This window comes from Dyella acidiphila (assembly GCF_014863405.1).
GTDB classification, from domain to species: domain Bacteria; phylum Pseudomonadota; class Gammaproteobacteria; order Xanthomonadales; family Rhodanobacteraceae; genus Dyella_B; species Dyella_B acidiphila.
Window position 1 is genome coordinate 233,410 of sequence record NZ_JACZZA010000003.1, and the last position, 15,346, is coordinate 248,755.

The 15,346-nt window shown below is 62.1% G+C and carries 11 protein-coding genes; all 11 read right to left on the reverse strand.

The window, feature by feature from the left end; genetic code table 11:
• Positions 1 to 37: 37 nt before the first annotated feature.
• A complete protein-coding gene (gene kdpA / locus IGX34_RS07875) occupies positions 38 to 1,840 on the reverse strand; it encodes a potassium-transporting ATPase subunit KdpA (protein ID WP_192555156.1) in 1,803 nt (600 codons plus the stop codon).
• On the reverse strand, positions 1,837 to 1,929 hold the full coding sequence (gene kdpF, locus IGX34_RS07880) for a K(+)-transporting ATPase subunit F (protein WP_192555157.1): 93 nt from the start codon (positions 1,927 to 1,929) through the stop codon (positions 1,837 to 1,839). Before kdpF ends, kdpA begins: the two co-directional genes overlap by 4 nt.
• 413 nt (positions 1,930 to 2,342) lie before the next feature.
• Positions 2,343 to 2,834 carry a hypothetical protein gene (locus IGX34_RS07885; protein ID WP_192555158.1) on the reverse strand — a complete coding sequence of 164 codons (492 nt, stop codon included), beginning with the start codon at positions 2,832 to 2,834 and terminating at the stop codon, positions 2,343 to 2,345.
• A gap of 146 nt (positions 2,835 to 2,980) precedes the next feature.
• Positions 2,981 to 5,347: a hypothetical protein gene (locus IGX34_RS07890; protein ID WP_192555159.1), complete on the reverse strand. Its 2,367-nt coding sequence runs from the start codon at positions 5,345 to 5,347 to the stop codon at positions 2,981 to 2,983.
• A 9-nt stretch (positions 5,348 to 5,356) separates the two neighbouring features.
• Entirely contained in the window at positions 5,357 to 7,909 is a 2,553-nt protein-coding gene (locus IGX34_RS07895) for a type VI secretion system Vgr family protein (RefSeq protein WP_192555160.1), read from the reverse strand.
• 254 nt (positions 7,910 to 8,163) lie between these two features.
• Positions 8,164 to 8,502 (reverse strand): hypothetical protein, encoded by a 339-nt coding sequence (locus IGX34_RS07900; RefSeq protein WP_192555161.1) that lies wholly within the window; start codon positions 8,500 to 8,502, stop codon positions 8,164 to 8,166.
• A gap of 169 nt (positions 8,503 to 8,671) precedes the next feature.
• On the reverse strand, positions 8,672 to 10,552 hold the full coding sequence (locus tag IGX34_RS07905; protein ID WP_192555162.1) for a 3'-5' exonuclease: 1,881 nt from the start codon (positions 10,550 to 10,552) through the stop codon (positions 8,672 to 8,674).
• A gap of 97 nt (positions 10,553 to 10,649) precedes the next feature.
• On the reverse strand, positions 10,650 to 11,240 hold the full coding sequence (locus IGX34_RS07910; protein ID WP_192555163.1) for an FUSC family protein: 591 nt from the start codon (positions 11,238 to 11,240) through the stop codon (positions 10,650 to 10,652).
• A 13-nt stretch (positions 11,241 to 11,253) separates the two neighbouring features.
• A complete protein-coding gene (locus IGX34_RS07915) occupies positions 11,254 to 13,548 on the reverse strand; it encodes a DNA helicase II (protein ID WP_192555164.1) in 2,295 nt (764 codons plus the stop codon).
• Positions 13,549 to 13,692: 144 nt separating this feature from the next.
• On the reverse strand, positions 13,693 to 13,911 hold the full coding sequence (locus IGX34_RS07920; RefSeq protein ID WP_192555165.1) for a hypothetical protein: 219 nt from the start codon (positions 13,909 to 13,911) through the stop codon (positions 13,693 to 13,695).
• Positions 13,912 to 14,007: 96 nt separating this feature from the next.
• Entirely contained in the window at positions 14,008 to 15,342 is a 1,335-nt protein-coding gene (locus IGX34_RS07925) for a hypothetical protein (RefSeq protein ID WP_192555166.1), read from the reverse strand.
• Between the last annotated feature and the right edge of the window lie 4 nt (positions 15,343 to 15,346).

The following is a 15,346-nucleotide window of genomic DNA, read 5'->3' on the forward strand; positions in this document are numbered from 1 at the left end:
TCTCACTCCCTCTCCCGGCACGGGAGAGGCAGAAAAATCAGTGCGCCGACATCAGGTACTCGGCAATCGGGCCGAGTGCCAGGGCAGGCAGGAAGGTGAGTGCGCCGACAATGATCACCACGCTGGCGAGCAGGGTGACGAACAGCGGCGTATGCGTGGGCAACGTGCCGGCCGAGGCGGGTACATGTTTCTTGGCGGCGATCGAACCGGCCATCGCCAGCATCGCGATCGCCAGCATGAAGCGCGCCCAGAACATGCACACGCCGAGCATCACGTTCCAGAACGGGATGTTGGCCGAGAGACCGCCGAACGCGCTGCCGTTGTTGTTGGTAGCCGAGGTGACCGCGTACAGGATCTCGCTGAAGCCATGCGCCCCCGGATTGCCCACGGTAGCGGTGGCCGCGGGCGTCATGACGGCGATGGCCGTGCAGATCACCACCAGCGCACACGGAATCAGTACGGCGAGGCTCGCCATCTTCATCTCGTAGGCTTCGATTTTCTTACCCAGGTATTCCGGCGTGCGGCCCACCATCAGGCCGGCAATAAACACCGCGACCACCGCGAAGGCGAGCATGCCGTACAGGCCCGAACCCACGCCGCCGAAGATCACCTCGCCCAGCTGCATCAGCCACATCGGCACCAGGCCGCCGAGCGGCGTGAGCGAATCGTGCATATTGTTCACCGCGCCGCACGAGGCCGCCGTGGTAACCGCTGCGAACAGACTGCTGGCGGCGATGCCGAAGCGGGTTTCCTTGCCTTCCATATTGCCGCCCGACTGCAGCGCCGAAGCGTGCTGGTCGATCGGCAGGCTGTGCAGGATCGGATTGCCGGCCTGTTCGGCCGCCGTCACACCGATGGTCAGCGGGACAAAGATCACCAGCATGGTGGCAAGAATCGCCAGTCCCTGGCGCCGGTCGCCCACCATCTCGCCGAAGGTGATGCACAGCGCAGCGGGGATCAGGAAGATCGCCAGCATCTCCAGGAAGTTGGAGAACGGCGTGGGATTCTCATACGGATGCGCCGAGTTCGCACCGAAGAAGCCGCCGCCGTTGGTGCCCAGCATCTTGATCGCGACCTGCGAAGCGGCCGGACCCATCGGCAGGGTTTCGGTGGTGAGCTGGGCCGGCTTGGTCACCGCATTGCCCGCCGCATCCTTGACCGGATTGCCGGCGGCATCGGTCACCGGGTTGGCGTAGGTGGTGGTCTGCACCACCGGCACATCCACATACGGCTTCAGGTTCTGGATCACACCCTGCGAGACAAGCAGCAGCGCCAGCACAAAAGAGATCGGCATCAGCACATACAAGGTGCTGCGGGTGAGATCGACCCAGAAATTGCCGATGCCTTTGGCCGTCTTGCGCGCAAAGCCGCGCACCACCGCAATCAGTACCGCAATGCCGGTCGCCGCGGAGACGAAATTCTGCACCGCCAGCGCCGCCATCTGGGTCAGATAGCTCATGCTCGATTCGCCGGAATACGCCTGCCAATTGGTATTGGTGACGAAACTGATGGCGGTATTGATCGACAGATCCGGGCTCAGCGCCGGAAAGTGCTGCGGATTCAGCGGCAGCCATTGCTGCATGCGCTGAAACGCATAGACCAGCACCATGCCGCATACGTTGAACAACAGCATGGCGATCGCATAGCGCTTCCAGCCCATGTCCTCGCCGGCATCCACGCCGCAGATGCGGTAGATCAATCGTTCCACCCCGCCGCCGAGGCGGGTGATGCGGTTGGGCTGGTCGGCAAACACGTGGGTCATATAGCTGCCCAGCGGCTTGATCAGCAGCAACAGCACCACCAGAAAGATGCCGATCTGCAGAAAATCATTGGCAGTCATTCGAACCACTCCGGTTTCAACAGCGCCACGCACAAATAAACCGTCAAAGCCACCGCAAGCACGGCGGCCAGTCCGTAGAAGAAATTCATGGGATTGCTCCGTTAATCAGTCGCGGCCGCGCCGCCAACACTCAGCCGCGCGGGCCCAGGCGGTCGCAAAGCAGCAGGAAGCCCAGCGTGGCGGCAGCCAGCACGAAGCCGAACAGCAGGTAGATAACGTCCATGGGAATCACTCAATGCCTCACAGCTGCGCACTGTAGGCACCGGGGCATAAGAAGCGGGTAGCGAAAGGGCGATCCCGCGTATAGAAAGCGTAAAATTTTTACGCGAGGCGGAACTTGGAGCGGGCCAGCACGAGCAGGTTCAAGCGTAGTGGCGGCGCGAGCAAGCGGCGGTGGCCGGCTTGGCGAAGGGATTAGTCAATGTCTGCCTGGCATGGAACATCCCTGTTCGATGCCGGGTAACGTACCGCGGCTGCCAGCCTCGGCTGGTACGCGCGTCGCTCAGTTGCATTCCGTGCCGGAAGAGAATTTCCTGGAAGAAAGATAGCTCTGCACCTTGGGCACGCTCGGATTCTCTACCGAGGCATTGATGGCGTCGGTGAGTTTTTCGTCGTAGCACAGCTTGTTTTGGGTGGGATCCAGGGCATACAGCTCCAGGATGTCTTCGTCCTGCCCGTCGCCGACTTGCGGATTGGAATAGGTCGACATGAAAGCGATCCAGGGCTTGCCTGCACCGTCCTTGCCGGTGGCATAGAGCGCCACCTTGGTGCATGGCGTGCTGTCTTCCGAGCTTCCTGAATTGTATTTGCGCTTGACTACTGACAGCGCCTTCTTCGAGGCGTCGTAGATGCCGACATAGCAGCGGTCGATGCGGCTGGAGTGGTCGCTGAAGTCCTCGCCGATGAAGCTCACCACCGACACCGAGTTAGACAGCGAAACATCCTTGGGCGAAATGGCCAGGTCCGATTCCGGCGTATCGGTTTTGGATGACATGAAGTCGCGAGCAAGTCCGTGAACCGCATCGGTATCGGTCTTGGATAAGTTCTGTTGCCGCAACTCTGTCTCTTGGGCGTTCACCTGGTTTGCTCCTGCCAATAGAAGTGGCGTTATGGCCAGCGCTAGTGCTGCAATTTTTGTGATCATGGTCTTTGAGGTGTGTAGTCGACTTTGACGCTTGCGGTTTTCTTGCCGTGCGAGGCGGAAATCTCTTCGCTGCCGGATTTTATTTCGTCAGAAATAACAGAGTACGCATATCTGGCAAATCCTTGCCGCTCGAAATAGCCGTTGCCGCCGCCATTTACCAGCACGGAGACGCGGCCGATAGTGTCAGTGGACAAGGCGGCATCGCAGTTGCGATTGATATTGTAATTTTTGCTGCCGACGTACTTGCTTACCCAATAGAAGCCACCGCTGTCGCAGGCTGAGTAGTTGTCCGACGCGACCTTGTCCGGGTCGTAGCGAGGCGCCCATTGCTTGAGCAGTTTCGAGTCGAGCGTGCCGTCCTTTTTTTTCGGGTTGGACCAATAGTGCTCGCTGGTCTGGGTCAGGCGATCGTCGACATAGGCACCGGTGTTGCTAGGGAAGTTTCTATACGTGCCGTAGTCTTCATAATTGCTGGCCCAGGTCAGCTGCATGATGCCGCGGCCGTAAAAAACGGTGTAGTACTCCATCGCCGGTGCCGGCCATTTGCCCTTCTTGTTCTTTTTACCTTCTCCGTATTCCTTGACGGTCCTGACCACGTCGGTTTCGGTATAGACCTGAGCAAATAGATGCGCCATCCGCGTTGCGGTGGTGATGCCGTACTTCAGGAAGGTCTTGTTCAAGTTGATGCGGTAAGGGCTGAATCGGCCGGAGCTGGTCGCATAGCCAATCGAGCCTTGCGTTCTCTTCATGGCATCGGAGCCCTTTTGGGCCGAATAAGTAAAGAACGTCCTTGGTAGCAACTGGCTTATTTCGTCCAGGGAAAGCCATTTACATTGCTTATATTGAGCTACGAACTGGGCCGGGTGGAAATGCCACACACTGCGATCCAGACCGGTCTTCGACCAGAACGCCAGCTTGCTCGCATGAGTTTTGAAATTGTTCCATGAGGTGTCCTGGCCATCGTTGTTGGCCAGGTCTTTTCCGGGCTGCCGTTCCTTGGCAAAGCGGGTTTCCAGATCGCTGTCGTCCCATTCGCTCGGATGCTGTACCACCAGATAGCGCAGCTGGTCCGCTACGCCTTGGGCAGTGGCATGCGCGATAAAGTCCTTTTGCTCGTCCGCCATGGATGGTGGTGTGGCGGGTGGAGTGGTCCCGTGCAGTAGTTCCAGCAATTTAGGTACGTCGCAGATGCCGCTGACAGGGTCTACCGCCTGGGCTTGTCCGATCTTCTGCCAGCCAAGCCAGTACGGAAAATCGGCATCGGACAGCTTGGTTATGTCATCACTCGCCAGATCGATGTAGCCGGTCTTGTCGCTGGCGTAGCGGATTAGTTCCCAGTTTTCGTTGGTCTGCGTGGTATCCGTACCCAGCACGCGGCCAAAGCGCAGCCATTCATAGCCGGCGCTGGGGCAGTCCTTGTAGAGCTTGCTCGCCAGTTGGTGCAGTTGATATTCGTAGCTGGCCTGGATGACCGGCTGTCCGACCTGTTCGAATTTTCCGCTTGGCAATTTGCGATACGTGGTTGCCGTGCGCGTGCCACGAGCCAAATGGACGCTGACGTACAGGTCACCTGATTGGATCTGCCCTTGCGTGCCAGCAGGTGCCAGGCTGCCCGACGGTGGAGTGACCGTTGGCGCCGGGGTGCTTGCATCATTGTTGTTGCCGGCTACCGGCTTTTCCGTCGGAGCGGCCAGCAAGCCGTGAATGGCCTGCGCGTGTGGATGGTTGGCCTGGAAACTCTTGCCCGCAGGGATAATAAAGCCAGCGTTGCCGAAAAAGTCGGCCGAACCGTTGGCGCCTTTTGCCAAGGCGCTGCTGTCTTTCCAGAATGTACCCAGGTCGGTATCGGTTGCGAAGATTTCGAAATGCACGCGCTCTTCGCCGCCGTACACGCCGCTGAATCCCAGCACGTCCTTGCGCCATACCTTCTGTGCTTTGGCCGGTTGTTGCACGGTGTCGCTGGCGGAGGCAGTGCGTAACCAGTCGGGCAGCAGCTTTTGCTCGTCTGCGCTGAGCTTGCTACGTCCCTTCAGATGCATCAGCAGTGAATAAAACACGACCGGCGTATTTTCGCCGCTCTCGGTAGAGTGTTTGAGTAATACGAAACTGGTGTCGTAGTCACCCAGGCCAGGATAATTTTCCGCCTGCGCGGCCACGCGATAGCACACTACTTCGCCGTCGGCGATAGCGTGCAAGGCTTCCTTGCCTGGCTTGAGATGGATGCCGCCATGCCAGCGATCTTCAAAGCTGATCGGGTAAAAGCCGGTTGCGCTATCGACGTAGGTGTCCAGGAAATGCTTGAGTTGCGCGTCCTCGTCGGTGGCATCCGCGCCGCTCGGCAAGATGGGGTAGCTGATCAACATGCGTGCGTCCTAGCCTGAAAAGGGTTTGATGCCCTGGAATTTCGCCTTGTCGTTCGGCAGCGGTGGCAATGCCGGAGATTCATTCTGCGGCCCCACCCACTGATGCGTCCCACTCTTCACCGTGAAATTGCCGGGACACGCAAAGGTGATGTTGCCGCCTTCCAGCGTCACCGTGCTTTGCCCCGCCTGCAGCACGATCTTGTCCTTGGCCAGCACCTCGATGGTATCGGTGGTGGAGGTGACGGTGACGGACTGGTCGGCCAGGATCTGCATCGCATCGGTATGCGCTTCGATGCTGACCGGGCCATGGTTGGCGATGACATTCATGCCGCCATCGGCGGTGTAGAGACTCACGGCATCGCCGGTGGCGGCACCGATGGTCGCTCCGGCAGCCAGGTGCATATCGCGCTGGCTGGTGGCGTGAAGATGGTTGCCGGCGAAGGCGGCGGCGCTTTGCGAGGAAGCGAGCACCATCGATTGCGGGGCTTCGACCAGGATCACCGGTTGCGCGAAGCGTTCGACCGGATCGCCGCCGCTGCGCTGGTTGTCGGTGGGCTTGGTGGCAGCCAGACCGTTGACGTCGCCGCTGTATTTGCCGTTCTTGCCGGGATCGATCGCCTGCTGCAGGGCGGTTTGCGCCGGATTGGCGGCGAGACCGTTGGCCTTGGCCTGGGTGGCGGCGCTGTCCAGGCGTTGTGCGGTGGCGGCTGCGGCGTTGAGTTGGCTGACGGCGCCGGCGGCATCCATCTGGGTGGATGCGCCTTGGGCTTGTTGCGTGCCCGATAGCAGCAGGCCCTCACCGGCGCGCACTACGGCCCAGCCTTCGGTCAGCAGCTCGAAGCCTTCGCCGCGATAGTTGCCGCGCGTATTGCCTTGCTGCTCGATCAGGTAGCCGAGATTGAGCTGGCTGTTGGCGGTGCTGTTGGACAGCGAGTGGCGCATTTGCCCGCCGGCATCGTCCAGCACCCATTGGCTGCCGGCGGCACCGTCGAGCGTTTGCGTCTGCATGCCGCTGAGCGTGCCGGGATGGTTGGCGCTGCTGTTTTCGCCGGCCGAGAACGGCGGTGCGGCCTGGCCGTTGTAGAGCTGGCCTACCACGATGGGCTGGTCGATATCGCCGTGGGCGTATTCGATCAGCACTTCGTTGCCGATGCGCGGCGCCATGCTGTGGCCGTGATTGGCGCCGGCCGATACTTCGGTCACGCGCACCCAGGTACCGGATTGGTCGGTGCCGGGCGCATGGCCTTGCGGATTGCCTGTGCTGGCAGTGTCGGTCAGGCCGCCGGGCAGCGGCGCGCTGCCGCGCTGCCAATAGAACTGCACACGCACCTGGTGATCGCGGCTGCCGCTGAGAGCATTGCCGGGCACGCCTACCACGATCGCGCTCTGGCAGCCGGGTGCGATCGGCTTGTCGCGATAGGGCGGCGCGATCGGTGTCTGCGCGGGTACGGCGGTGAAGCGGTTGCGATAGCTGCCCTTGTCCTGCATGCCGCTGCGGCCGTGCAGATGGGTGATGTCGGTGCCCAGGTTGTTGCTGGCGATGTGTTCGATGCGCAGCGGCACAAAGGCGTAGCCGCTGAGGTCCGGATGTTCGGTGAGCGTGTAGCTCTTGCCCGCTTCCAATGTGCGCACCGAGCCTTCGGCGCGGTTGCTGCGTACTTCCAGGCGCAGGGCATCCAGGCGATGGGTGGCAAAGCGTTGCGCCTGGTCGGCGTTGTCGAAGCGGTTGCTGCGGTCGGCTTCGAACACTTCCAGCGGCGGCAGCGCCGGCGCGCCTGACGTGGGCGAGGCCTGCGCGCTGCCGGTAATGCTGGCGACCTGGTCCGGACGCCAGCTCGCGGCCGTCACCGTATCCGGCGCCATTTGGCGGCGATCGGTGAACAGGGTGATGGTGTCGCTGGTTTCGGTGGCATCGACGCGATGGAAGCGGATGCTGTCCGGCGTACCGCTGGGCAGGCTGGCCTGGCTGTCGAAGATCACCAGGGTATGGCCGGCGCCTTCGCTGTCCTCGCCCTGGTCGTGTTCGAAGCGATAGGACAGGCCTTCTTCGCCGAGCAGGCGATGCACGAAGTCGTAGTCGGTTTCGCGGTACTGGGTGCAGATCGGCCGCTGGCGCAGGCTGGCGGTCACCTGGGTCTGGCACTGCACTTGCGGATAGTCGGCGAAGATCGTGGTGACCACGTCGAGTGCGGTCTGGTCCTGGAAGATCAGCGCATTCCGGCGCAGCTTCAGAAATGCCAGGCTCGATTCCATCACCACGCGATAGCGCGCCAGGCCGCCGTCGGCACCCAGCGACGCGGCATGTGTGACATAGCCATGCCAGTAGCGGCGACTGCCGTCGGCGGTCGCCACGCCCAGGCGCAGCGGCTTGCCCAGCAGCTGGGTGAGGTCGAGAAAGGCCGATGCGCAGACGCAATCGAGATCGAAGCGGAAATTATCGTTGACCGCTTCGTGGCCATTGAGCTGTTCGACAATCAGGCCATCAATGGCTGCGTCGAGCGTGATAAAGCGGGTGGTTTGCGACAGCAAGCCCAACCAGGCGGAGACATCCATTCCTTCCATTGCCGATCCTCTGCGACAACACAACGACCGGGATCGCTGCTCCTAGGCGTATTGCTTGATCCCGTGGGGTTCCCTGTAAGGGGCGAGCTTACCCTGACGGGCGGTAGGGAGGAAGCTGCAAGGCGGCTAGCTAGCCGGAATTTGGCGGGTTTTTGTGACTTGCCCCGCGCTGGCGAAGGGTGACATTTATGTGTCACGCCACTGGCGGCCGCCTCGCCCCAAGGCGGAGGTATGTGAAATCCGCGTGCAGATACCTAGTGGAAGGACGATATCGCCCAGGTGATAAAGGCGGCATTGACCGCGGTGAGGGTCAGCGAGCCAAGGAACAGCACGTCGGCGATCCGCTCCAGGCGGTGATTGCGGCCCAGGCTGCGGGTGCGCAGTGCCCAGTAGGACATCAGGCAGGCGGCCAGGTAAGCCATGGCGTTCAAGGCCAGCAGGTCATCGCCGAGCACGTCCGTATGCCGCAGCGACACCACCATGCGGATGATGCCGATGACGGTAAGACACACGCCGACCATCGCCGCCGAGGCGGTGAAGATGTGTACGCAAATATCGTGATCCAGCAGTGGCTGTGGCGGGTTGTCGTTCATGACCGTCCAAACGCATGGGCACCGACTTGGATGGACCGGGATGCGCCATGCGGGTTGCACGGCAAGAGCTTGCGTTTAGGCTTGATTAGGAAATTTGCATGGCATCGAATGCGCCAGCCGTCATGCCGTAGGTTGGCCTACCCCCGGATCAAGTCCGGGGTAACCCAACCTACACAAGGGCGAGGCTGGGTGAAAGCTGGGCCTGGATCTCGTTGATCGAACCACGAATGCGCGCGGTGAATACCGATTCTTCGTGATGGATCAGCACCAGTTGCTCGGTCGCACGCGTCATCGCCACGTACAACAGGCGCGCTTCCAGCGTTTCATCCTGGCCGGCCTTGGGCATCGCGCCGAGATGGGGAATGATCACCAGCGGAAATTCCAGCCCCTTGCTGGAATGCATGCTCACCAGCTTCACGCTGTCTTCGGCGGAAAACAGCGAACGCTTGCCTACGCTGTCGGCCAAGCGACAGAGAATGCCGGCCTGCTGCAGGGCCTGCTGGATTGCTTCGCCTTCCCAGTTGTTGCGGAAAATCACCGCCATATCGGCCAGCGCGCGTCCGTGCTCGTGCTCGCGGCGCAGGCGTTCGACCAGGCTGCGCAATTCGGCCTGCGCGTTTTCGACCCGGATCAGTTCCGGGATGGCGCCGCGGCGGCCGGCACTCTCCGGTGCGATCAACGGCACACCATCATCCTCGCCCTGGCGTTCGTCCAGCAGCTCATGCGCGAAGCGGCGCGCGACGGAAAGGATTTCCAACGTATTGCGGTAGTTGATGCGCAGGATGGTGGTGCGGCCCTGCGCTTGCACGCCCACGCTTTTCCAGGTGAAGGCAGGGCGCTCGGCCTTGCCGTAGATATTCTGCGCATCGTCGTACAGTACCAGCAGCGCATTGGTATCCGGATCCACCATCTGCACGATCAGGCGATACCACTCCGGTTCGAAATCGTGGCCTTCGTCGATCAGCACGGCGCCGTACTGGAAACGCGGAATGCGGCCTTGCTCCACGCCACTCATCACGCCTTCCACCATGGCTTCGAAGAAGCCGGCGCCTTCCGGCGGCAGCGGTTCGTGGTAGGCCTCCAGCATCTTCCGGCACCACTTGTGGAAGTTGTAGACCTGCACCTTGTCGCTGAGGCCGCGCTCGCCCATCAGCTGATCGAGGCGTGCGGCCAGCGTCTTGTTGTAGCAGAGGATCAGGATCGGCTTGGCCATGCTGCGCGCCAGGTGGATCGCGCGATAGCCGAGGATCATGGTTTTGCCGGAACCGGCCACGCCGTGGATGATGCGATGCTCATCGCCGAGCGAGCGCGCCAGTTGTTCCTGTTGCGTGTCCATCACGCGGACCAGGTCGGGAATGGCGATCTGTACGCTGCTTTCCGGTGCGGTGTCATAGGGCAGGCCGAACTGGCCTTCGCCCCATTCCACACGCAGCTCCGGGAACATGTGCCAGCGGATGCGATCGATCTGCGGCAGGGTAAGTGCGCACGGGAAGGATTGCTGGAACATCGCCCACAGCCGTTCCTGGAAGGCTTCCGCATCCACTGTCTCGTACATCTCTTCGCGGCAGATCACCAGGTGCGCCGGAATCACCTCGCCCAGGCCGCCGTCGTCGAATTGCTTGCGGCTGATATTGCTCAGCACCACGCCATACGCCCACGGCAGCAGCAGATGGCCTTCATGGCGATGTCCCGCCGGATGGCGCAGTGCCGGATCCTGCTCCAGCATGCTTTTTATTTCCTGCACGCAGGCGCGCGCCTGCAGCAGCGGATTGGCTTTCTTTACCGCGCCGTAGCTGGTGATCAGGGTGAACTGGGTCTTGTCCGCGCCGCTGACGTTTTCGTATTTCCAGTCCTTCACTTCCAGCACCAGCAGGCCGCGGCGCGGATGGAAGATGGCGAAGTCGGGCTTGGTCTGGCGCGGGCCGATCGGCACGTCGTACCACAGCAGGTAGTCGTCCTCGAGCTTCTGTTCCAGGCGTTCGGAAAAACGCTTTTCGCCGGCCTGCATCCGCGCCAGGCAGCTGTTGCGAGTAGGAATCAGCTTTGCCATCGATGGCCGTCTCCGGCGTGATTGGTGTAGTCCAGCACGCCGGCCATCATAGGGGAATTCCGCCGGATTACCCCAGGTTTTCCCTACACCGGTCCGCCTAAGGCGGGTCGTCGTGCGTACCGGGCTCGCGTTCCAGCCAGCGTTGTTCCAGCCACTGCGCCACCCCGGTCACCACCAGCGCGCAGGCGATGCCGAGCGTGACCTCGCCCAGGCGGGTCAGTGCCACTGTCCAGAACGGTCCCTCATGCGGTACCAGCATCACGATGGTGGCAGTGGTGGCGCTGAGCTTGCCGGCGTTGCCGATGTTGAAGCACCAGCACAGCATGATCACTAGCACCATGGTGCCGGCGTAGCACAGATAACTGTCGCCCAGCAGATAGGTGGCGCCGATGGCCACGGCGGCGCCGATCGCTGCGCCGATCACCTGGTCGCGCGAGGAATTGCGGGTATCGAGATAGGTCTGCTGGGTGACCGAGATGGCGGTCAGCGCCGCCCAGAACGCCTGCTGCGTATGCAGCAGCAAGCCCAGCCCGTAACCCATGCTGGCGCCAGCCAGGGCCTGCAGGCCCATCGATACGCCCTTGAGCAGCCGATGGCCCCATGGCATGCGCCGATAGATCTGCACCAGCTGCTGTTGCCCATGGCTGAGCTGGCGTGCGCTCTCGCGAATGGGGCGTGATTCGCTCATCGCGCTATCTGAACTAAAGCGGTGTGAGATTGGCGTAGGCGGCGACCAGCCATTTGCTGCCGGCGCCTTCGAAATTCACCTGCAGCCGCGTATGTGCGCCGCTGCCTTCCGCACTCACCACCACGCCTTCGCCGAAGCTGGGATGGCGGACGCGCTGGCCGAGCTTTACCGGCAGATCTTCCTTCAGCGAGGGCGCCGGCTCGGCGAAACGCCCCGCATACAAAGGCCGGCTGACCTGCACGCGCGGGCGTATTTCGTCGACCAGCGAAGGTGGAATTTCGCCGAGGAAGCGCGAGGGCCGCGCCAGCATCTCGGTGCCATGCATGCGGCGCGATTCGGCGTGGGTGATCACCAGCCGTTCGCGCGCACGGGTGATGCCGACATAGGCCAGGCGGCGTTCTTCTTCCAACCGGCCTTCGTCTTCCACCGAGCGCTGGCTGGGGAACAGGCCTTCTTCCACGCCGACCAGGAACACCAGCGGAAATTCCAGGCCCTTGGCCGAATGCAGGGTCATCAGCTGCACGCAGTTGTCCCAGGATTCGCCCTGGCCTTCGCCGGCTTCCAGCGCCGCGTGAGAGAGAAAGGCGGAGAGTTCGCTCAAGCCCGCTTCGATATCGTCGGGAGTCATCTCGAAGCGGCTGGCCACGTTGACCAGTTCGTCGAGGTTTTCCACCCGCGATTCGGCGTTGCCGCGGCTGTCCTTTTCGTAGAACTCGCGCAAGCCCGATTGCACAATGGCGTGGTCGATCTGTTCCGCGAGCGAAAGCGCATTGGCTTTGGCAGCGCGCTTGCCCGCGGGGAGCGCGCTGGGCGAGGAGCTGTCCGCAGCGGGATCGTCAGGCAGGAGCGAGCCTTCACTCCAGGCTTCTTCAGGTTGAGTGGAGGGAGCGAAAGCGCGCGCCATGTCCTCGATCATGGCGAGAAAACTCTTGACCGCGTTCTTCGCGCGTCCGGCCAGCTCGCCACTTGAGCCCAGCTCTTGCAGCGCCGCTTCCCACATCGACAAACCTTCGCCGCGCGCACGGCGACGCAACACGTCCAGCGTGCGATCGCCGATGCCGCGCGGCGGCGTATTTACCGTGCGCTCGAACGCGGCGTCATCGTGCCGGTTGGCGGTAAGACGCAGATAGGACAACGCATCCTTGATTTCCGCGCGCTCGAAGAAGCGCAGGCCGCCGTACACGCGATACGGAATATCGCGCTGGATCAGCTGCTCTTCGAAATTGCGCGACTGCGCGTTGGAGCGATAGAGGATCGCGCAATCCTTCGCTTCGCCATGCTCGTCGATGTATTCGCGAATGCGTTCGATCACGAAGCGCGCTTCGTCCTGCTCGTTATAGGCGGCGTACACGGCGATGCGCTCGCCTTCCTCGCCGGCCGTCCACAACTGCTTGCCCAGGCGATTGCCATTGCGCTCGATCACGCTGTTGGCGGCCTTGAGGATATTGGAGGTGGAGCGGTAGTTCTGTTCCAGCTTGATGGTGCGTGCACCGGGGAAATCGCGCAGGAATTGCTGCACGTTCTCCACCTTGGCACCGCGCCAGCCGTAGATCGACTGGTCGTCGTCGCCGACCACGAAGACCTGGCCGCTGTTGCCGGCGAGTACGCGGATCCACGCGTATTGCAGTGCGTTGGTGTCCTGGAATTCGTCGACCAGCAGATGCCGCCAGCGCTGCTGGTAGTGCTCCAGGATAGCCGGCTGCTTCAGCCACAGCTCGTGCGCGCGCAGCAGCAATTCGGCGAAATCGACCAGGCCGGCGCGGCGGCAGGCATCTTCGTAGGCTTGATAGATCTGCACCAGGGTGCGCGTGACCGGGTGCTGGCCGTGCTCGATATTTTCCGGGCGCTTGCCTTCGTCTTTCCAGCTATTGATCTGCCAGGCGGCCTGGCGCGGCGGGAAGCGCGCCTCATCCAGGCCCAGGCCGGCGACCACGCGCTTGACCAGGCGCTGCTGGTCGTCGCCATCCAGGATCTGGAAGCTTTCCGGCAGACCCGCTTCGCGCCAGTGGCGGCGCAGCAGGCGATGTGCAATGCCATGGAAGGTGCCGACGGTGAGCCCTTGCGTGCCGCCCGGAATCAGGTTGTCCAGGCGCGCGCGCATTTCGCCCGAGGCCTTGTTGGTGAAGGTGACGGCGAGAATCGCCCACGGCGGCACGCGATCGACCTGGGTGAGCCAGCCGATGCGGTGGGTAAGTACGCGGGTCTTGCCGGAACCGGCGCCGGCGAGGACGAGGTAGTGGCCAGGTGGCGCACAGACCGCCTCACGCTGGGCGTCGTTGAGCGAATCGATCAGGTGGGAGACATCCATCCGCTCATTGTAGCGGCTGCGCCACTTTCACCAAAAACCGCACGCGCAGCTTGGGTCCGCGCAGCGTAGCCCAACAGATCCGGCGCAGACCGTCGAATTGCCCCCGAATCATGTCCGCACTAACCCAGGCTGCATCGATGGCGCTCAGCGCTTGGAGAACAATCCGCCCAGCGTCAGCAGCGCACCGACCACAATGCCGGCAATGCCCAGCCATTGCGGAATGGCCTTGTCGTGCGTGGCGGTGAGTTTGGCCGAGCCCAGCTGCAGCACGGTGTCGGTCTGGGTGTAGCTGCCGTGGCCGAATACGGCCCACAGGCCGCCGACCAGCAAGATGAGTCCGATCACGATCAGGATGGCGCGCATGGATCGCTCCTTGGAAAGAGTGTGCCGATCATAGGTGGCATGCGCGGCCGAAGGAAGGCGCGCGCAGCGCCTTCCTCAGGCTTGTTTCACGATCGGCTAGAACTTGTAGTCGATCATCAGGCGGTTGTAGACGAAACTCTTGTTGCTCGGGTTGAGATTGTCGACCCCGCCGTTGGAAATCTCCCAGCGGTCGCGCAGGGTGAGCCCGCGCAGATAGCCGTCCAGGTGATAGATCACGTCGAAATACAGGTCGTGGCTGTTGCCGCGGTAGTCGGTGATGTATTTGGCGTATGCGACGGTGAGATCCAGCTTCTTGTCGAACAGTTGGTAGTTGAAGCGGCCCTTCCACGCACGGCCGGGGCCTGCTTCGACCAGGCCGCGGATCATCGAGGTGGTGAACAGCGGATCGGTGCCGTAGTTGCTGGTGTAGGGCGAGATCAAGGCGCCGCCGCCTACCGCGCCGTCTTCGCGCGCCAGCTTGTTGTAGAACAGATCGAAGCGGCCGTCGGGAATCACCACGCCCAGATCGCCGCCAATGGCCTGGCTTTTCACCCGGTCGCCGGCGATGCCGAACAGCTTGGTATCCGTCTCGCTGAAGCGATTGTCCGAGCCGTAGTTCTGCGTGAGGTATTGCGCGCCGACCACCGGATTGAAGCCGCTGTCGGTATCGAACACATAGCTGCCCACCGCATAGCCGGTGCGCGCGAAGTTCATGAAGTCGTAGTAGCGCACCTGCGCGTTGAGGCCGCCCTTGGTGTAGCTGGTGCCGCCTTCCCAGGTGCCCGGGTCGCTGCGCGTATCGAGCGGCAGCGAGCCGTTGTTGCCGTACATCGAATCGCCGTCGTATTTGGACGGGTAATACAGGTTGTCCGGATACATGCCGTAGGAAGTGCGGCTTTTCCAGCTGTATTCGCGCAAGGCGAACAGCTTCCAGCCGGCGACCGGCGTGAGCTGCAGCAACAATGCGTTGTAGGAGGAGGGGATGATGCGCGAATCGTTATTGCCCATCCACGGATCGTCGACCAGGTATTGATAGCCGCCGCGGAACAGGAACATGCCCTGCTGGTATTGCAGGTAAGCCTGACTGAAGGCGCCGATGGAATTGTTCGGGCCGGCCAGGGTGGTGTCGATCTTGGCGGTGTTGTCCGAATGCGTGCCCAGCGAATTGACGGTGACGAACGAGCCGCCGATGCTGAAGCCGCCGAAGAACGTGCCGGTCTGCGCATTGATCAGTGCGCCCAGCGAAAACGCGCTGGCGTTCGGCGTGGTCTTGCTGTCGTACAAACGGTTGAAGTTGTACAGGCGCAGGTCGCCGTCGACGTGGCCGTTGGTGAAGATGTTATCCAAGCCATAGTCGTCATCCGCATGCGCGGCGAAGCTGCCGGCCATCAGGCCGAAGGCAGCGGTGGCAACGATCCAGTGCTTCAACATGCAG

Excerpts from the sequence above, each read along its gene's own strand:
- IGX34_RS07900 (WP_192555161.1), bottom strand. The coding sequence starts at position 8,502 with ATGAACGACAACCCGCCACAGCCACTGCTGGATCACGATATTTGCGTA.
- kdpA (WP_192555156.1), bottom strand. The coding sequence starts at position 1,840 with ATGACTGCCAATGATTTTCTGCAGATCGGCATCTTTCTGGTGGTGCTG.
- IGX34_RS07905 (WP_192555162.1), bottom strand. The coding sequence starts at position 10,552 with ATGGCAAAGCTGATTCCTACTCGCAACAGCTGCCTGGCGCGGATGCAG.
- IGX34_RS07885 (WP_192555158.1), bottom strand. The coding sequence starts at position 2,834 with ATGTCATCCAAAACCGATACGCCGGAATCGGACCTGGCCATTTCGCCC.
- IGX34_RS07890 (WP_192555159.1), bottom strand. The coding sequence starts at position 5,347 with ATGTTGATCAGCTACCCCATCTTGCCGAGCGGCGCGGATGCCACCGAC.
- IGX34_RS07920 (WP_192555165.1), bottom strand. The coding sequence starts at position 13,911 with ATGCGCGCCATCCTGATCGTGATCGGACTCATCTTGCTGGTCGGCGGC.
- IGX34_RS07915 (WP_192555164.1), bottom strand. The coding sequence starts at position 13,548 with ATGGATGTCTCCCACCTGATCGATTCGCTCAACGACGCCCAGCGTGAG.
- IGX34_RS07910 (WP_192555163.1), bottom strand. The coding sequence starts at position 11,240 with ATGAGCGAATCACGCCCCATTCGCGAGAGCGCACGCCAGCTCAGCCAT.
- IGX34_RS07895 (WP_192555160.1), bottom strand. The coding sequence starts at position 7,909 with ATGGAAGGAATGGATGTCTCCGCCTGGTTGGGCTTGCTGTCGCAAACC.
- IGX34_RS07925 (WP_192555166.1), bottom strand. The coding sequence starts at position 15,342 with ATGTTGAAGCACTGGATCGTTGCCACCGCTGCCTTCGGCCTGATGGCC.
- kdpF (WP_192555157.1), bottom strand. The coding sequence starts at position 1,929 with ATGAATTTCTTCTACGGACTGGCCGCCGTGCTTGCGGTGGCTTTGACG.